The 17,852-nt window shown below is 30.9% G+C and carries 14 protein-coding genes; 2 read left to right on the top strand and 12 right to left on the bottom strand.

The window, feature by feature from the left end:
* Window positions 1-25 precede the first annotated feature (25 nt).
* From ACWJKE_RS00375 to ACWJKE_RS00365, 3 genes are all read right to left on the bottom strand, one after another.
* Window positions 26-2,023: a DNA topoisomerase gene (locus ACWJKE_RS00375; RefSeq protein WP_216301812.1), complete on the bottom strand. Its 1,998-nt coding sequence runs from the start codon at window positions 2,021-2,023 to the stop codon at window positions 26-28.
* A 136-nt stretch (window positions 2,024-2,159) separates the two neighbouring features.
* On the bottom strand, window positions 2,160-5,006 hold the full coding sequence (locus ACWJKE_RS00370) for an AAA family ATPase (protein WP_462952869.1): 2,847 nt from the start codon (window positions 5,004-5,006) through the stop codon (window positions 2,160-2,162).
* A 13-nt stretch (window positions 5,007-5,019) separates the two neighbouring features.
* Window positions 5,020-6,402 (bottom strand): metallophosphoesterase family protein, encoded by a 1,383-nt coding sequence (locus tag ACWJKE_RS00365; protein WP_462952868.1) that lies wholly within the window; start codon window positions 6,400-6,402, stop codon window positions 5,020-5,022.
* A gap of 144 nt (window positions 6,403-6,546) precedes the next feature.
* On the opposite strand from ACWJKE_RS00365, the gene ltaE reads away from it, so the two are divergent.
* Window positions 6,547-7,584 carry a low-specificity L-threonine aldolase gene (ltaE, locus tag ACWJKE_RS00360; protein WP_165411979.1) on the top strand — a complete coding sequence of 346 codons (1,038 nt, stop codon included), beginning with the start codon at window positions 6,547-6,549 and terminating at the stop codon, window positions 7,582-7,584.
* Window positions 7,585-8,202: 618 nt separating this feature from the next.
* Here ltaE and ACWJKE_RS00355 read toward each other — a convergent pair.
* The 3 genes from ACWJKE_RS00355 to ACWJKE_RS00345 form a co-directional block, all read right to left on the bottom strand.
* A complete protein-coding gene (locus ACWJKE_RS00355) occupies window positions 8,203-8,793 on the bottom strand; it encodes a GerMN domain-containing protein (protein WP_462952867.1) in 591 nt (196 codons plus the stop codon).
* A gap of 156 nt (window positions 8,794-8,949) precedes the next feature.
* A complete protein-coding gene (locus ACWJKE_RS00350; RefSeq protein ID WP_462952866.1) occupies window positions 8,950-9,699 on the bottom strand; it encodes a hypothetical protein in 750 nt (249 codons plus the stop codon).
* A 106-nt stretch (window positions 9,700-9,805) separates the two neighbouring features.
* Complete coding sequence (locus ACWJKE_RS00345) at window positions 9,806-12,118, bottom strand: VIT and vWA domain-containing protein (protein ID WP_216301703.1); 2,313 nt, start codon at window positions 12,116-12,118, stop codon at window positions 9,806-9,808.
* A gap of 281 nt (window positions 12,119-12,399) precedes the next feature.
* Here ACWJKE_RS00345 and ACWJKE_RS00340 point away from each other — a divergent pair, with 281 nt between their 5' ends.
* The gene (locus tag ACWJKE_RS00340; protein ID WP_216301702.1) at window positions 12,400-13,629 is read left to right on the top strand and encodes a 6-phosphofructokinase; all 1,230 of its coding nucleotides are present in this window, start codon (window positions 12,400-12,402) and stop codon (window positions 13,627-13,629) included.
* 103 nt (window positions 13,630-13,732) lie between these two features.
* Here the strand turns inward: ACWJKE_RS00340 and ACWJKE_RS00335 are convergent, their stop codons facing one another.
* The 6 genes from ACWJKE_RS00335 to ACWJKE_RS00310 form a co-directional block, all read right to left on the bottom strand.
* Window positions 13,733-14,371 (bottom strand): hypothetical protein, encoded by a 639-nt coding sequence (locus tag ACWJKE_RS00335; RefSeq protein ID WP_462959085.1) that lies wholly within the window; start codon window positions 14,369-14,371, stop codon window positions 13,733-13,735.
* A 182-nt stretch (window positions 14,372-14,553) separates the two neighbouring features.
* Window positions 14,554-15,330, bottom strand: a complete 777-nt coding sequence (locus ACWJKE_RS00330; protein WP_216301701.1) for a prepilin peptidase — start codon at window positions 15,328-15,330, stop codon at window positions 14,554-14,556.
* Between the two features lie 316 nt (window positions 15,331-15,646).
* On the bottom strand, window positions 15,647-16,039 hold the full coding sequence (locus ACWJKE_RS00325) for a prepilin-type N-terminal cleavage/methylation domain-containing protein (RefSeq protein WP_290441233.1): 393 nt from the start codon (window positions 16,037-16,039) through the stop codon (window positions 15,647-15,649).
* Between the two features lie 308 nt (window positions 16,040-16,347).
* Window positions 16,348-16,680 carry a DUF3267 domain-containing protein gene (locus tag ACWJKE_RS00320; RefSeq protein ID WP_216301700.1) on the bottom strand — a complete coding sequence of 111 codons (333 nt, stop codon included), beginning with the start codon at window positions 16,678-16,680 and terminating at the stop codon, window positions 16,348-16,350.
* Between the two features lie 244 nt (window positions 16,681-16,924).
* Window positions 16,925-17,455 carry a PulJ/GspJ family protein gene (locus ACWJKE_RS00315; protein WP_165411987.1) on the bottom strand — a complete coding sequence of 177 codons (531 nt, stop codon included), beginning with the start codon at window positions 17,453-17,455 and terminating at the stop codon, window positions 16,925-16,927.
* A 6-nt stretch (window positions 17,456-17,461) separates the two neighbouring features.
* Window positions 17,462-17,836 (bottom strand): type II secretion system protein, encoded by a 375-nt coding sequence (locus ACWJKE_RS00310; protein WP_216301698.1) that lies wholly within the window; start codon window positions 17,834-17,836, stop codon window positions 17,462-17,464.
* Window positions 17,837-17,852 lie beyond the last annotated feature (16 nt).

Genomic DNA, 17,852 nt, shown 5'->3' with positions numbered 1-17,852 from the left:
TTTTACGTTCTGCTTATCTTTTCTATTATTCCACCTTAGCTTTTGAATTTTTGTAAAACCCACTTACCATATCAAAATTGTTTTTAAGCCTTTGTCCATTATTCAGTTTAAGTACCCTATCATTATTTTTAATAATATAATTTTCAAGCTTTTCCATGTACAAATCTCCAGCTATTTCTTTTTGAGTAACCATGGTTAATCCTTTTTCCCAACTAGCTGTTAACTCTGGATTTAAAAGCGTGGGGATAGAATTTTTCACCACATCATAGATAATTTCTCCAAGTAGAGTAGGCATAACTACTTGTGTTTTATTATTAGATTTAATGTATTCTATTTTTTCAAGCTTCGTTAAAATCCCTGAACGAGTGGCACTTGTACCAATACCTGACCCTTTTATATGTTCTCTTAGTTCTTCATCTTCAATTAGCTTACCTGCATTTTCCATAGCTATAATAATTGAACCTGTGGTAAACCTTTTAGGGGGAGAAGTTTTACCTTCTTTTACAACTAAATCTTCAATTTCTACACTTTGACCTTTTTTTAATGTACTCAAAAATTTCATATTTGTGCTTTCACTATCATTGCTATCCCTATCCGGTTTTAAAACCTCCAAATATCCAAGTTCAACGCACACCTTGTCTGAGGTGAAAAATCTTTCTTTGTCAATCTTTGTTATAACAGAGACCTTACTATACACAGCAGGCGGATAAAAAATCGCCAAAAACCGTCGTAACACTAAGTCATAAATTTTCTTTTGTATATCCTTTAATGATGAATAGTTTTGAAGCCCTTCACCTGTTGGAATAATAGCATAATGATCTGTTACCTTGCTATCATCAACATATTTTGTTTTAGCTATATTACTATACCATTTTTTCCCTAAAATAGTCTGAGCTATATTATTTATCTCAGCATTTCCATTTAACTTCGTTAATTTTTTTATATTCTCATCTATTTCTTTTGCTATCGCTGTAGTCAATACCCTAGCATCCGTTCTTGGATATGTAAGCATTTTCTTCTCATATAATGCTTGAATGTGACTAAGCGTTTGCTCTGGATTTATTTTAAATTTCTTAGAACACTCATTTTGTATTTCTGCTAAATTAAAAAGCAGCGGAGCATTTTTGTTTTCTTTTTTCTTAGTAATATTTTCAACGAAAACTTTACCATCTATACTTGAATCCCTTAGTTCTCCCATCAACTTTTCCGCCGTTTCCTTGGTTTTGAACCCACCCTCATTATAAAGCATAGGTGAATCAAAATACTTAGAACCTTCTACGGCTTTCCATTCTCCCTCATAATTACAACCTTCATCTACCTTAAAACTGACCATAATCTTATAAAAAGGAGTAACAACAAACTCGCGAACTTCTCTTTCCCTTTGAACTACCATTCCAAGCACACAAGACATTACTCGTCCCACAGCAATAACTATATAATTTTTTCCAAGATAATTGCTTACAGTTTTTCCATATACTAAACTTAAAAGCCTTGAGAAATTAATTCCCATTAGATAATCCTCTTTTGCTCTTAAATAGGCCGCTTCAGATAAATTATCATATTCACTCAAATCCTTTGCTTCTTTAACTCCTCGAATAATCTCAGCTTCCGTTTGTGAATCTATCCACACTCTTCGTTTTTGCTTATTAGGAGTCCCCGCCATTTCATCTACTAATCTATATATGTACTCCCCTTCTCGCCCCGAATCTGTACAAACATAAATTCTATCAATATCTTCACGTATTAGTTGGCTTTTAACTATATTAAATTGTTTTTTCACTCCATCTATAACTTCATATTTATACTTTTTAGGTAAAAATGGCAAAGTATCTAAAGACCACTTTTTAAGCTTTGCATCATATTTTTCTGGGTAACTCATAGTAACAAGATGTCCCACGCACCATGTAACAACAGCTTTATCAGACTCTATATATCCATCAAACTTTCTACCATTTATTTTTAAGACTTTGGCAAATTCCGCAGCAACACTTGGTTTCTCTGTAATAAATAACGCCTTACTAATAATTACCACTTCACTTTCCATTAAATCATCTCCTGCGGAGCTGAAGTATTAACAAACTCTATAATACATGCTCTAATAATTGTATTAAGCAATCTATTATACCATTTTTTACGCACCTATTTCAAAGGAAATGCACTTATAGTTCTTTTAGATATTTTTTCAAATCTCCCCCTGTGCTTTTTTCAAACTTACCCTTGTCTAATTTGAAATATTGTGCCTGCTTCTCTAGATCATTTATTAACTCTACTAAAGTTGCATGACAGGTAAGTACAAAAATCTGATGAGTTTTTGAAAGCTGTACTAATGCCTTAACTGTATTTTTCGTATGTGCAATATCAAAGTTAACAAAGGAATCGTCTAAAATCACTGGTAAACTTGGCTTAATTTCTTTTATTCTGCTTATACGAACTGCCAAAAATAATTGTTCTTTTGTGCCCCTGCTTAACTCTCTTGAACTCTCCTTAACACTCTCATCTCGTAATACAGTTTTAAAGTCTCCCTGCATTAAATCTTCCATAGGCACAATATCTTTGTATTCCCCAGAGGTTATTTCACTTAGAATATCACTAGCTCCTTTTAATAACTTATCCTTAGTACTTTCTAAAAACTTTTCTCTGATTTTTTCGAGTAATAAAGCTGCTGTATTATAAACAGCATATTTTTCTGCAAGGGGCCGCAAGTGGCCTCTTGCCTGTCTAATTTCTTTATCGTATTGCACTAACATCTCATCAGAATTTAAGGCTAGGAGTTCATCTTTTAAAGTTTGTTTTTCATTCTTTAAAATATCCAATTGCCCTATCAATTCTTTAATTTCAGCATTTAATCCCTCATATTCATAAGTGAGTTCATCTATATTGATATACTCCCTATATAAATTTTCAAGGATTTTTAATAGATTTGCATCATCACTGGGCGCAGCTTCTACTTTCCCATCATATAATATTTTTTTTATACGCTGGCTTTTTACCGATTGCAATAACTTCTCCTGAATAATTTTTAATTCGTTCTGCATATTTAAATATTTTATATACTTTTCTCCCTGACTTATATACTTTTCTATATTTAATATTATATCCTCTAAGTAATTGCTTCCAAGGAGCCCCAATATTTCATGCTCTACCATGTTTAATTTTAAGTAACTTTCATGGGCTTTTTCCACCAGTATCAAATGCTTATATAACTCCTCTAACTTTAGCAGTATGTCGCTACAAATATTTTCAATATTATCTAAATTTATTTCCTCTGGATTTTTAGTATTAAACTCAGTAAATTTTTTAAGCACCTCACCAATACTACTTAAAGATTCATTAAGGGTATTAAAGTGACTGCTTAGTTTTTTCTTTAATAAATAGTACTCCGATATTTCATCCTTTAAATAAGACACGGTTTTAAAATAATCCTTGATACCTTCTACTGAGACTCTTCCATCAAGCTTTAGAATGTCCCTATACTCGTCCATTATGTTGTTTAGTTCTCTTAAATCCTCATCTAAGCTTATTATTTCCTGGGAATTATTACTGATATCACCTGATCTATTCTCTATCTGAGTTTTAATTTCTATATTTCTATTTATAATTAGTTTGCTATTTGAGTAATTTATAAACAAATATAGGGCTGATCCTATTGCCCCAATTATTATTAGTGAACACCCAAGCAATTTATCTATAAAAAATAATGCCAAGCCTAAAATCATAAAAGATATTGTAAGATAAAAATACTTTTTCATATAAGTTGCAGAATCGCAGGTTACTATTTGTTTTTCTAAGATCTCCCTTTGGATTTTGAGGTCTCCACTTCTTTTATCACAAAGTGCTCTATCGTATTCTGCCTTTTTAAATTTTTCAATATTCTGTATTAAAATGCACTGTTGCACCTCATCACAATTAATCTCTGAAATACCTTTAAAACTAGACCAGTTATCATTTGATTTTTTAATTTTATTCATTAATAACTGTGTTTTCTCATAATACTCATTTTTTTCACTTAGTAGGTTCTTGTTCATTTCCTTAATGCCTGATATTCCATTATAAAAATCACTAATTAAATCCTTGCTACCTAAAAGCAATTCTTTCATAGGTTTCTCTGTGATTATTTCTCTTTGAAATCCATTGTTGTCATTATTGTACTGTTCTAACTCTTTAATATATTGAGTTTTTAGGGTCTTTGCTTTTTCTATATTATATTCCTTTATATCACTATGACTAAAAAAATATGTTTGAAGCTCACCCTCAATATTTTTTCTGTCTTGGTTAAGCTCGTAATTGTGCCTTAAAATGTCTAATTTAATTATATTATTATTGCTAATCTCAAGCTGCTTCTCCTTTGAAATTATGGTAGCCTGAAGATGGGACAAGCTATTTTTCTTTTCAGCAAAAGTATCTAACATGGATATGGATTTTTCCCTTCCCTCTACGCCTTTTTTAATATTCTCCGTGAAGGGCTTAAACATTTTAGTTGATGGATTTCCACGAGTTCCACCGATTGTATTAGCTTTTTCCCTTAACTCTTTAGCAACTCCAGGAATTTTTGCAATATGCTTAAAACCTGCACCCAGTAGCATAGACTGTAGGTTACTATCTTCCTTGCCAGAGCTTTTATTGAGTTCATCAAGACTTATGGTAAAGAGTTCTCTGTAGGTTGATTTATCTATATTATATAACCCTTTATTAGCTTTATTGTCTGTAGCTTTATTGTCTGTAGCATTATTATAAACTATCTCCGGATTACTAAATCCTTTTAAAAGTACATTTACGCCATTTCCATCATCTAATAATAAATCACATCGTACATTGTATTGGAATTTAGCTGGGGGTATACCGCTATTCTTTGAAAACCCAAAGGGGATATTTCTAAGTACCTGCATTAAGGTAGTTTTACCAGATCTATTTGCACCACCAATAACTATTATGCCGCTACCCAAGTCTTCCAGTTTTTCACCTTGAAACACGCCAAAATCTCTAATATCTAGCTGTGTTATTTTCAAATTCTCACCACCCCTACATTATTTCTAAAGCTTCTGCCAATTTTTCAATAAGCAATTCTCTAGCTTGTGATATAATATCCTGCATAATCTCTTCATCAAAATCAAATTTATCTTCATCTATATTTTCTGTATAAATTTGTTTTTTCCAAATGGATCCCCAATTTTTTGCAAGTTGGTTTTTATGCTCAGGGTCCTCAGTATATAAGCTAATTATTTCATCTAAATCCTTAAAAATAGAGTTTTGCATTTTTAGACTTTCAAAATCCTGCATAAGTGGTTTGGTTCTAAATATTATGGAATCTATCCACAGAAAATATTTTTTGGCGACCAGTTCTTCATTTATATCCTCTATAAACTGCTTATAATCATCTTCCGTCATGTTATTTATATCACCGTGCATATCTGTTCTTCCTTTTATTATAAGCTTCACAATATAGCCTTTAAATTCATCCAATAGATCTTCGTTTAAAGGCGTACTTTCCTTAGAATATGTATCTTCATTTAAAGGAACAATCTCGCTATAAATTTCAGGAAGACTATATGTTAAACTACTTATCTTATCGTAAATTACTCGAAGTAAATCACTATAATTTTCTATTTCATTCTCATCACCTATTATTACTTCTACCCTTTTATACATAACTGTTGCTACAGGTATGAATTCCATATGGGCAATTTCTTTCTTGCATGCTGTAACTAAGAAAACTCCCCCTACTCCCTGTTCTCCCATATCACGCCCTTGAGGAATCCCTGGGAAAGCTATAATAGGTTTCATAGTGCTTAAAATACTTAGTTTATGAATATGACCTAGAGCCCAATAATCTATATTAGGCACCACCTTAAGTTCCTCCAAAGTGCAAGGAACATAATTTTTATTATCCCCTTCTAAAGCAGTATGTAGCATTGCAATATTAAAAACATCATTATCCAATAAATAGTTTTCATATATTTTTTCTCTTTCGGATCGATGCTTATAAGATTTCCCAATAATTTTTGCTATAACTTTCCCTTCTTTGTATACCACAAAACTCTCTGCTTTATCAGCGCTTAATATATGAACATTTTGTGGCATAGCAAATAATTCCTGTGCATCATTTATAGCATCGTGATTACCGTAAATAGCATATACACTTATATCTTTTTCATTTAGTCTTTCGCATTGATTAATAAAAAAACTATTTCCTCTTACTGATCTTAAATAGCTATCATAAACGTCTCCACAAAGTAATATAAAATCTACCTTGTATGAAATAGCTTTATTACATATCCTTTCAAAGGCATCATAGACAGCGTCTTTACACAAGCCTTGAATTTCCTCCTGTGGTTTCCCATTTATATTAAGAAAGGAACCTAAATGCAAGTCTGCAGCATGAATAAATCGAAATGTTCCACTCATTACTTTACCACCCCCTAATATAGATTTTACCATAAAAACCAAAAGTAATATTACTACTACTCCATTAAGATTTTATTATTCCCTACAATATAAAAAAATTTAAGTTATAATAGTATCTATAAATATTTTAGGGAGGTTATTAAAATGAAATTTATAGATTTAAGAAGTGATACAGTAACGCAGCCTACACAAAATATGAGACAAGCTATGTTCACAGCTGAAGTTGGAGATGATGTTTATGGAGATGATCCAACTGTAAAAACACTAGAAGAGTATGCTGCTAAACTTGTTGGCAAAGAAGCTGCGCTATTTGTACCAAGTGGTACAATGGGTAATCAACTAGCACTTTTTACTCATTGCACTAGGGGTAATGAAGTAATTCTTGGTGATGATTGCCATATAGTAATGCATGAAGTTGCTGGTGCATCAATAATTGCTGGGGTTCAGCTTAGAACTCTAATGAGCAATAAGGGTGAATTAGATCCTAAAGAAATTGAATCTAAAATCAGAAAAGAGGAAGAAGACATTCATTATCCTAGTACAGGCCTTATATGCATAGAAAATGCTCATTCCTTCGGTACAGTAATACCTCTAAGTACAATGAAAAAAATTTACACCTTGGCAAAAGGGCATGAAGTACCTGTTCACTTAGATGGAGCAAGGCTTTTTAATGCTTCTGCTTACTTAGATGTGGATGCAAAAGAAATTACTAAGTATTGTGATTCTGTTATGTTTTGCCTATCCAAAGCTCTTTGTGCACCTATAGGTTCTATGCTTGCGGGCAGTAAAATTTTTATTGATAAGGCAAGAAAGAAAAGAAAAGTTTTAGGTGGAGGTTTAAGGCAATCCGGTATTCTAGCTGCAGCAGGCCTTGTAGCACTTTGTGAGATGATTCCACAACTTAAAATAGATCATAAAAATGCTATAGTTCTAGGCGAAGAATTGTCAAAAATCCCTGGCATAGTAGTCAATAAGGAATATATCCATATTAATATGGTATTCTTTGATATGAGGAGTACTGGATTTAGTAGCGATAAATTAGTAGAGAAATTCTACAATAGAGGAATAAAAATTAATGGAGAAGAAGATGGATTAATGCGTTTTGTTACTCACAATTGGGTTTCTGATAAAGATGTTGAATTTGTTATATCCTCTCTGAAAGAAATTCTTACTCTTGGCTAATTTTTATAATTTATTTATTATGCCTTATAGTATAATAAATAAAAAAAAGCATACAATAATCTTAGTAGATGATTTATTATGGTTGAGTCTAGAGTGCTCGTAGGCTGGAAATGGCTTTAGAGTATTCGGCCAAAGGTGTATGCGAGATCTGCTAAGGTTTTGTATATGCTGGAGGGAAGATTATTATGGGTTCTTAACAGCTGGATATGTGCCTAACCGTATATATATGGTTCTCCCGGATGTGTAATATTCGAGCTAAGATGATATAGGTTGCCGCAGGTTTTATTAACTTATAACTAGGGGTTATTCTTAATCGAGAGATTGTTTTTGGCTCCCAAGGTGTTCTATATTGTCGAGCAAAGATGTATATATGTGCTGTAATGCTTGTATGTTGTTGAAAGATTACAAATAGGTGTGTAGGTATGTATATGGGTTGTAGCGAAGACTGTTCTAAGTTGTCAAATAATCCCTAGGGTTAAAAGGCAAGTTATTAGGTACATGAAAATAAATAACAAGTCAAATAGGCTAGCATATTGACTTGTTATTTGTTTAAATGTATTTATAATAAACTTGCCTTTTTGTTTTTCAGTAATCTATAAATCTGAAACCTTGTGGGTATTATTTTTTTATCATTTCTTTATTTTCACTCATAGGTTTACTAACATCATAATGGCCTTTGATAGTATCTACCTTTTTCCCGTCAACAAGAAATTGAACCTTTGTTATTCCTAATTCCTTATCTAAAACCAATGTGTTTATTATTGAAAATAAAGCCATTCCCTCACCTGCAGAGCCACCCTGCATTTTCTCACTTAAGTTACCTTTAAAATCAACATAAGCTATATGTTCTTTAATCTGCACATCTAGTACTTGTGCTCTAACAGGCAATGTTGCATACAATTTTCCTGCTCCTTCGCTCATTGCACTAGGTCCTTTTACTAATTCCTCTACGATAGATTTAGCTGTAGGCTTTGTTATATTTCTTTTCTCTCCTACTAAGTACATAGCTTGATCATCACTAAAATACAGCAGCACTTCACTACTTTTCACTTCTTCTTTAGGCTCTGATTTAGTTTCTTCTTTAGGTTCTGATTTAGTTTCTACTTTAGTAACTGCTTTTGGCTCCTCTTTTTTTACCTCAGATTTCCCACAAGCGACCAATGTAAATATTACCACACTACATAATATTACTGAAAGAATCCTCTTCATTTTTGTCACCTTCCTATTTACATCTCATGTAGCACATGCTACACGTATTGATTTTGCTTATTATATTAATCGTTGACAAAATATAAAAACATCTTAATTTCGTTAGTAATTATTTCTAATTATATCATAAATTATGATGTTATGTGACAATCTTTTTTAAAAATTAAGTTTCTCTAATTGTACATACCATTTAGTATATGCATTTCCATATCCATCTCTATAAGTGCCTTTTGAATCCTTCACCATAACTATTGCTCTTTTATTTATTTTATAAATGAACCCACTATATTTTTTACCTGCATTCACAAAACTCACCTTTTGTCCTATTATTAAACCGTATTTTTGTGAAATTACCTCCTTTTGACTTGGCAATTGGTGATACACATCCGTATGGGCAAATAAGTTATTAACCATAGTTTTAAACCTAAGTTTTTTGCAACTAGATTCTTTATAAATATGTAGTTCAATTAAATGGCATAATTCATGTTCTAATACTATTTGGAATGCCTCTAAGGAATCTTTTGTATTTATACCAGATACTATTTTGTCTCTGTCTACCTTATAATACTGAAAAAAGAATTTTATTCCCATCCTGATTTCATAACTTTCTTCTGCTTCCTGCAATAGTTTTATCTTTCTACTATACATAGTTTTTCCTGCAGCAGAAGTCATCCTAGTGGATAATGAAAAAATTAAGCTCCCTTTGAATCTTTTACTAAAGTAATCATAAAAAAATTCTTCATCATACAAATAGAATAAAATTTTCAAATCCTCATTTGACATGCATTGTATATTTCCATTTTTTACATTAATAGATCTTACTATAAATTTCTTTCTTATTCTATTTCTTTTTTCAATTATTTCTGACCTGCCATACTCTAAATCTTTTATATTTTCATTTATCATTGCCTTACTTCCTTATTCTTAGGTTGATTCATAAAAATAAGTAGTCAGTATATCCTGACTACTTATTTATTTCCATGTGCCTAATACTTAAAAACTCTAGTGAATTTTAAACAGTTTTTAAAATAGCGGTGTCAATTATAAAATTAAGTGTGTCTTTAGGCTCATTAGAACTTTCCCTTAACCTATTAATAAATTCATCTTGCATTTCAATTACATCAACATTCTGCAATTCAAATTTTTCTTTGATTTCATTAATTTTCTTATCAATATTTTCTTTGTGAAAAGATAGTGCTATATTCTTTTTAATAGCCAATTTAAAAACTAACAATAAATTTAGGTATTCTTCTTTGTTTATTTCTAAATCATTCTTTCCTAATGCTCCATTTAAAAATTCTATAGATTTATTTAATTGATTAGTATACTTCTTAGTGTCTTCACTACCTATGATAAATGCTAATATAGCTTTTACAGTGTATTTTATATTTTTTTCTAATTTATCTTCCACATTAATACCAAAAGCTCCGCTGGCAAATTGGTTCGACGCCAAAATCCTTAATAACTCATTTCTTTGAAAATTAGAATATTTATCATTGCCTTCTTTTAGTTTTAATAAATCTTTATAATAAAATGCTGTTGATTCAGAGTCTTCATCTAAACTTTCACAGGAAATCCCTAATTTTTTCGTTGTTTTAACGGGTAAAATCTCTCTTATTCTTATTCCTATTATTGGATCTTCCATCTCTTCATAAAGAATAAAAGAAGTTTCTTTGCAAATTATACCAACCTTTTTAGAAATTTCAACAATTTTATTGCTCATTGCATCACGAAGTTCCCCTCGTTCATACTTGACTCTGTGTTGAAGAGATTCTATACGTTTTTTGTACCACATTTTTTCAATTAAATTCACATTTTCTTCTAGTTCAAGTTCATTAAGCATAATTATTCTTTGAATTCTATTGTTACCAACTTTTCCTTTTAAAGTTACAACACCGCCCACTTCTCCTTTAATTTTAGCAAAAATTGAAAATGGTTCTTTATCATACATATATTCAATAGTTCTTGGGAATGTTGTTTCCACATTCATTTTACCCCAATCAATTTCAATGTCAGTAATTTGAGGATTTTTGATTCTATTAAATTGTCTAAGCACCTTATCTTCAATTCTCTCATCTGAGGAAATAACTTCTGCAGCACCATAGCTAATACGAGCTAATTTATTTATGAAATAACTGTTTACTGAAGTATCTATTCCAAAAGTAAATATTCGGCTTTCTTTAATGTTCTCTTCCACAAAATTCAATATTTCTTTTTCATTTTCAACCACATCATCTGTAAATAAGAATATTATATTTTCTTCTTTTTCACTTTTCCCAAGTAGTGCATATTTTATTGCATCAAAAATTGCTGCATCTTTTTCTGTTGTAAGTTCTTCAATCCACTTGCTAGCACTGCTTAAATTTTCTTCGTTAAACTCAACCCTCATCTCTTTAGAGAAGTAATTAAGCTTATCTCCAAACGCTGCAATATTAAAGGTATCTCCTAGTGTTAAATTTCTTAAACATAGTTGAAGCGCATTTTTACCTTCTATTAACTTATCTTCATCCATTGATATATCCAACAGCAATATATAATTTTCTCCAGTCGGTTTTTGTTCTATTTCAATCTCTGGTATAAACCTTAAATATAAAATCCCCTTATCATCTCTCGGATAATCATATATCATTCCTGTAGTTTCTAATTTTTCTTGCTCTTCTAGTATTATTTCTAAATCTTGATCCATTTTTTGATTTTTTCCATCTAACGTTACTTTATATAAATTATTTTCTTCATATTCAACCTTGAGTTTATGCGAAGAACATTTAAATTTTAATTTTGTTAAGGATTCAACTAATAGGCTTAAAGTGAACTTATAATTTTCATTGGTGCTACTATCTTTATTAGATAGTAAATTATTATTAGTAGAAAGATTTATTGGAGTTATTATAGTTGGAATAATTAATTTTAAGTTTCTATTTTCATAACTAAGTTCTTCTATATAAGACACTTTAATTTTCACAACTTCATTAGGAATTATCTTGCCAATAAATATTCTAACTATATTATCTTTAAATTCTTCCAGCATAAAAGTGTTATTATCTTTTCCCTTAAGATTTTCGTATAGTTTATTTGCTTCTTCCTTATCTTGTATTAATCCCTTTATAGTCCTACCGCCAAGCACTGCTTCAAAACCAGATATTACAGCTCCATCTGGAATTGGGAAAGTATAAATTGCTTCTACATTATTGCTTCCTTTATTCTCATATACATGGTCAATAGTATACTCCGCAAATTCCCCACATAAATTTCCTCTTATATTAACTTCTTTTAAAATTATATTATTTTTCAATTCTTTTTTATGTTTATTTTTATTAATCGACATTGTATCCCTCCTGATTTTAATACCAAAAACTTCACAGAATTTTTAAAATATTATATATATATTTTATCATTAATTTCAAAATTAGTCTTCGAATTTTTGCAACAATTTTATTATTAAACGAAACTTCTAATAGTTCTATAGATTTTCGTCTTTTTTTTTAACATCACCTGTTACGCTATAATACTGGCTTGTTATTTGTTTTTATGTGCATTATAATAAATAGGTATGTGCTATAAGAACATACTATTAATTTAAGTTCTATTGAAAGGGGAGATTCTCTAATGAAAAATTGTATCGTAGCGCAATCAGGAGGTCCAACTTCCGTAATAAATGCTAGTGCTATAGGATTACTAGACGCAAATATAAATTCTCACTATTATGATAATGTTTATGCTGGTATATATGGAATACAAGGTATTTTAGACAACCACATTGTAAACCTATCCACCATTAACTATGATGATGTTAAAGGATTAAAATACACGCCTTCCTCTGGTCTTGGTTCTTGCAGATATAAATTAAAACCATTTGAAAAAAGCACCGAGGAATACATAAAACTCTTTGAAATATTAGAAGAATATGAAATAAAAACATTCTTCTATATCGGGGGGAATGATTCACAAGATACTGTTCATAAATTTAGCGTTTACGCAACTGAGCATAATAAGGATATAAAATTTATTGGCATTCCTAAAACAATAGATAATGATCTACCAATTATGGATCATACCCCAGGCTTTGGAAGCGCAGCTAAACTAATTGCCACTCAAGTTCTTGAAAACTTCCTAGATGCCAGTGTTTATCCTGCAAAAGGGGTTTTCATACTTGAAACTATGGGACGTGATACTGGGTGGCTCGCTGCTAGTGCTTGCCTTGCAACTATTAACGGTAAACCTGCCGCGGATTTTATATATCTACCAGAAGTAGCTTTTGATGTAGAGAAATTTTTGAAAGATGTCAGTAAAAAACTTACTGAAAAAAATCATGTTTTCGTAGTAGTATCTGAGGGCATCCGAACTAAAGAAGGTAAATTCTTAGGTGAAATGGGAGCAACATGCCTCGATAAATTTGGTCATGTTCAATTAGGTGGTGTTTGTGCCTACCTTAAGGATTTAATTTTAACTACGAGTACCGCTGAAAAAGTTAGAGTTTTAGAGCTTTCTACAACTCAACGTTGTTCAATGCACTGTGCATCTCAAACAGATATTGATGAAGCATATGAAGTAGGAAAAGCCGCTGCTATTTATTCTATAGATGGAATAAGCGGAAATATGATAGGTATAAGAAGACTTTCAAACGATCCTTACACCTCTGCAACTTTTGCGCTCGATACTGTACATGTTGCAAATAACATAAAATACTTCCCTTTGGAATGGATAAATTCGGAAGGTAATAATGTTACGCGCGACGCATACGAATACACCTTGCCATTAATAATGGGGGAACCAAAAATATCAATAGAAAATGGTCTTCCTAAATATACATTTTTAGAAGAATCCTTTAAATTTTAAAACAAAACCGTAACAAGGTTAGTTTAATATTTCCTAAAGGTAATAAAAAAGGTAGATATTTTTGCTGTTGCAGAAATATCTACCTTTTTAGCTTTTAACTATCCTATGATAACGGGTTCTCATTACCATATTTAAAATAAATTAATGAATTTAAAAATCTCTGGTATTTATTAATTTCAGAACTAACTTCGCGTCCTCTAAATATTACTATTGAAATAACTTCCCATAAAAATACCCAGCCGCCTATGTTAAATCCTTGTTGCAATGTTTCTAAGATTATGTTTTCACCAACTATTGTACCTAAAAAAATAGACATTGCTAGTAAACTAAATGATGAAACTAAATATTTGAATAACCTACTATAATTCCCCTTTAAAACTCTAATTTCTTGATGCAAATAAAAGGAATAATAAGTTTTAATACCTGCAATTAACAATTCTTCTCTGCTTACATCTTTTCCCTCTTTAGGTAAGTAGAAACATATATCTACTCCATGTTTAGCCGGAATATCTTCAAAACAGTTTTCAAGAAAAAGTGCTAAATCCGGATCCATATCTCTTTTTCTAAAAGGAGCACGATCCCATTCATTAAATATGTCAGTGTATTTATCTATAGCTACCTGTATAACATAATTTCCTGTACTAGTATTTTTCTCGTAAATTTTTTGAAGATAATCACTTTTTTTAGCTTTCATGGGTTTTTCCTTTCCTCTATTATTCATGTTCTGCAAAATGTTTTGCATATTATCAACCTTCCATAACCGATTCAGTTATGACTTATTATACAACTTTTATTCACAAGAGCCAAAGGTCGCCATTCTAGGTAGTTTAGCGATTACCTAAACTATTCGAGTAATCCTCTAGTTTTCATTAAAGTCCTTATGTTTAGACTGTCATTTGCAAATATTTGAAATTTTACAGTTAATTATAAAATTAAATTCAAGTACCAGTTTAAAATTTTATCACCCCAAATTATCATTAAAAAAGCGGCTATTATAATAGATGGACCAAAGGGCATTTCTGCTCTACCATTCTTTTTCTTGAATCTCATTAAATAAACACCAATGATTCCCCCAATTATAAAAGAAAAGAACATCATCGCAATGGTTAGTTTAAACCCTAAAAACAAACCACAAAGCCCGCAAATCTCTGCATCTCCCCAACCCATACCCTCTGTCCCAAGAATAAGTTTTGACAATAATATAATAAAGGTAATTGTACCTGCTCCGAGTATCCCTCCATAAATGTAGGTAACTATTGATTGTCCCATGTAGATATTCACTCCTAGTAAAACAATACCCATAGCAACAGCCAACCATGTTGTAGTGGTATATACTTCCATAGTATCATAATCTATCATAGCTATAACTATTAAAAAAGGTATAAGTATTAAATACCGTGCTAGATAAATACTGGCTCCATATTGAAAATAAGTTAATAAAAAAAATATAGCTGTTGTAATTTCTACCAGTGCATATCTGCTAGATATCCTCTCTCCGCAATTTCTACATTTGCCCCTTAAAAAAATCCAACTGAATACTGGTATAAGATCATAAGGTTTAATATCACTGCCACAAGAAGTACAGTGCGATGCTGGGTATGCTATATTTTCTCCTTTTGGAATTCTATATATACATACATTTAAAAAACTTCCTATTAATAATCCTAAGATAAAAATAATTATTCCGAAAATACTTTCCATAGGTAGAACCTCCTTGAATTTGCTTTTATATTTAAATACAAAGAAGCATTTATATTAATCTATTTTAATATAAGTTTTTAACTCTATTGTATTTATTTTCATTATTACTTTAACATATATAAGCAAATAATAACATTCAAAATATAAATTAATGATAATTAAATCCACAAAATAAGATGTTTTAGGAGGATTACTTTAATATAAAGTTTTTTCAAATATTAATGCAACGTAATCTTGTGAATGTCTAATAATTCAAAGTCCAAAGTCCAAAGTCATTAAAACTTTGGACAAATAAATAAGACTACAGATATGCTTATTATTTTGCGGGAGGATAAACTCCCTTTTGTTTAGGATACAACTGGGCGCCGCCAACTGTAACAAAAACATTGTCATTACCATCGATTTCAACAAAAAACTCACCATCAGTAACTGCCTTAACATCAGGCTCTACTTGAAGATAATCCGTTATTTCTTTGCCTAAATGACTTGGTTTAAAGTAAGTTGCTTTTGTTATGCCATCCTTAGCAATAAGAGTATTTGTGGCATCACCAATAACCTTTGCGCTAGCTACATCAACTTTTGCTTTAGCATCCTTTTGTACCCCACTAAACTTAGGCACCGCAATTGCCGCTAAAATCCCAATAATTGAAATTACAATTATTAGTTCAATTAGGGTAAATCCTTTTTTCTTTTTAACATTTTTCATCATTCTTTGTTTCCCCTTTTGTTATCTTTTTATTTTAACTCCTTTTGAGAGCTAATAACTTTTAATTGAGTTGAGTTTTACATGTGAGACCCGCTTTATAGGACTCTGTATTTCTTCCATAAATAAGTAGCCAATTTATAGAAGAACTATAAACTGACTACCATGGTTATATTTACAATGTTATCCTTATTTATTATTTATATACATATTTGCATGCATCAGTTTCTGCTCACATTAGTTAAGTAAAAGAAATCTAGATGCTATTAAAAAAATAGGAACGCTATGGACTGCTATTTCAACCCATGGCTTTCCTACACTACATCAAATCCATATTTTTTATCAACTATTTTACTATTAAAGTCATACCTTATTAGCTTAAAAGACATATACAAGTCCCCTGAAGCTCCTAGTAAATTAATCAGGAATATTATACCTCCCAGCCAAATAGGTAGCAATAATGTTATAATAGACAGTACTGTTAAAGGTGCCATAAGGATGATTAGAAATTTAGTGCGATCTATAGGTAGCTCAGATATTTCCTGGGTATATGCATAAATGCCTTTGAATCCATACCTAACTTTACCACCAAAAGCTAAAAATGCTAATCCATGTATACTCTCATGGACAATTGATATAGGAATCATAAGAAGCAACACATATATGTAAAAATTAATGATTAAGTTTGACGTTGGGTAAAAAATAAAAGGTTTTAGAAAGAAATTATCTAGTATGTTATTTGCGCTACTCCCCAGGAGCTTTACGGTTATAAATGTTATTAAAATGCATATTACATGCGTTTTCCACGTAATTTTAAAAGACATGCCATCACCTCTTTTGAAAGTGTTGACATGTCTTTAAATTGTTAAACTATTTTTATTATTTATTACTTTAATTATTTGCATAATATATAGTTGGTGTACTGGCGCTAGGTAACACAACCGTACTTATGTTATCAAGTACAACTTCATATGTTACACTATAATTTTGTCCGTTAGCATTATTTGTTACTTTATACTTTAGCATCCCCTTATCCGTAGCAGTCAAAAAAGATAAATCTGTTAGCATATCACCTATGGTTATTTCACTGACTAAAGTTTCATCACTATTTTTCCTTACTTGCTTTACTAAGTGATTACCTGTGTATGCTAATACATAATAATTAACATTCACATTTTGTTCTTTAACAATTGTTTTGTCACTATTTATTATTTTAGCACTTCTAATATCTTTTTTAATATAATCTCCAACTAGTCTAACAACTTGTTGATTATTCATTTGTATATTAGTTTTTTTGAAATATCTATTTCCAAAATCTCCAATAGAAAAAATTAAAGCTATAGCCATTATCATTATTGGAATTGTTACAACCAATTCCAATAGTGTAAATCCCTTTTTATGAAAGCCCTTATTTTGATTCATTTAATATTACTCTCCTCTAAGCGCTTCATCCAACGGAACAAAGGTAGATAGCGTTGTTTGGTTGTCGCCACTTTTATCAAAAGTAAACACCGTACCTTTAATGCTTCCAGGTGTTAGTATCATTATGCCCTCAGAATTTTTCAACGTCATTGGAATCATCTTGCTTGTTTGAACTACACCTGTAGTCGAATTACCTTTTATTGCATTCCCAATTATGTTTTCAGCAGAAGAAACATTTATAGTCCTATTACCATTAACATGAATATTTTTTAAGCTACCTGTAATAACTGGTAAAAATGTAACTAATACTATTGAAATTATTGCAAGCGAAGCGATTTCTTCTACTAATGTAACCCCGCTTTGTTTTGAAACAGTTTTCATAAACTCACTTCCTAAA

It is taken from the genome of Clostridium sp. CM036, from assembly GCF_055081135.1.
Note: the sequence above shows the minus strand (reverse complement) of the source record. Positions and strands in the feature narration are given on the sequence as shown.